Annotated in this window: 2 protein-coding genes and 1 pseudogene; all 3 read left to right on the top strand. The window is 71.8% G+C overall.

Annotated features, from left to right (window positions below; translation table 11 throughout):
• Positions 1-376: pseudogene (gene aroE / locus AC1D15_RS31270) on the top strand (shikimate dehydrogenase); the annotation flags it as partial.
• Complete coding sequence (locus AC1D15_RS31265; protein ID WP_477829098.1) at positions 373-1,146, top strand: transglycosylase domain-containing protein; 774 nt, start codon at positions 373-375, stop codon at positions 1,144-1,146. The pseudogene aroE and the gene AC1D15_RS31265, both read left to right, overlap by 4 nt.
• Positions 1,147-1,155: 9 nt before the next feature.
• On the top strand, positions 1,156-1,597 hold a 442-nt coding region (locus AC1D15_RS31260), incomplete at its 3' end, for a hypothetical protein (RefSeq protein WP_477829097.1).

Raw genomic sequence — 1,597 nt, 5'->3', positions numbered from 1 at the left:
GGCACGGGCGCTGGCGGCACGCCATGCCGCGCCGGCGCGCGGCGCCGATGTCGAGCTGCGCGCCACCGGCCTGGCCGACTGCGGCGAGGCCTTCGACGTTGTCGTCAACGCCAGCGCGAGCAGCCTGCAAGGCGCCGAGGTGCCGGTGTCGCCGCGCGTGCTGCGTGCCGGCACGCTGGCGCTGGACATGATGTACGGCCCGGCCGCGGCCGGCTTCATCGGCTGGGCGGCACGGCACGGCGCGGTCGGCCGCGACGGGCTGGGCATGCTGGTSGAGCARGCCGSCGAGGCGTTCTTCGTCTGGCGCGGCGTGCGGCCGGACACCGCGCCGGTGCTGGCCGAGCTGCAGGCCCGGCTGTCCGCAACCGCCACATGAAGAACGCGGTCCGACAGATCGCGCGGCTGATCGCGCTGCTGGTGCTGTCGGTGCTCGCGCTGCAGCTGTACTTCCTCGCGCGCGTCGCGCTGATGGCCGTCGTCGATCCGCAGTCGACCACCTTCCAGCGCTCCGAGGCCTGGCGGCTGCTGACCGAGCAGCACCAGATCCTGTGGAGCCAGGAGTGGCAGCCCTACGACCACATCGCCGACACGCTGAAGCGGGCGGTGATCGCGTCGGAGGATGCCGGCTTCACCGAGCACAGCGGCGTCGAATGGGATGCGGTCGAGAAGGCCTGGGAGAAGAACCAGCGGGCCGAGGCGCGGGCCGAGCGGATCAACGAGCGCATCGAGCAGCGGCCGGCCAAGGCGCGCGCCACGCCAGCGCGGCGTGCCGAGCCGAAGATCATCGGCGGCTCGACGATCACGCAGCAGCTCGCGAAGAACCTGTTCCTCGGCAGCGAACGCAGCCTGCCCCGCAAGGCGCAGGAGTTCGTCATCACCTTCATGCTGGAGGCGCTGCTGTCGAAGCAGCGCATCCTCGAGATCTACCTGAACAACGTCGAATGGGGCGAAGGCGTGTTCGGCGCGCAGGCCGCGGCGCGGCACTACTTCCGCGTCGACGCGGCCCGGCTCGCACCGGCGCAGGCCGCGCGCCTGGCGGTGATGCTGCCGGCGCCGAAGCGCTTCGAGAAGCGGCCGGGCTCGCCGTACGTGGTCGGCCGGGCCGGCACGGTCGTGTCGCGCATGGGGGCGGTCGACCTTCCCTAGAATCCCCCGATGCCCTCCGACCTCAGTACTGAACTCGCCAGCGCGGCCGCCCGGCTGATCGTCGAGGAGGGCATGGAGTACGGGCCGGCCAAGCGCCGCGCCGCGCGCGACCTCGGCAAGCGCGGCACGCGGCAGGTCGACCTGCCCGACAACGACCAGGTCGAGGACGAGGTCCGGGCCTACATCGCACTCTTCTGCGCCGACACCCAACCCGCCGAATTGCGCGCGTTGCGCGAGGTGGCGCTGCTGTGGATGGAGCGGCTGCAGGAATTCCGCCCGCATTTGTATGGCGCCGTCTGGCGCGGCACCGCGACGCGGCTCAACAGCGTGCGGCTGGAACTGTTCTGCGACGACTCGAAGCAGGCCGAACTCGCGCTGATCGACCGGCGCGTCGACTACGACGTCGGCAGCCTCGATGGCCCGCGCGGCGAGCAGATCGACGTGCTGACCG

It is taken from the genome of Rhizobacter sp. P2_H2, assembly GCF_056403375.1.
This window is presented reverse-complemented; position numbering and strand designations above follow the sequence as displayed.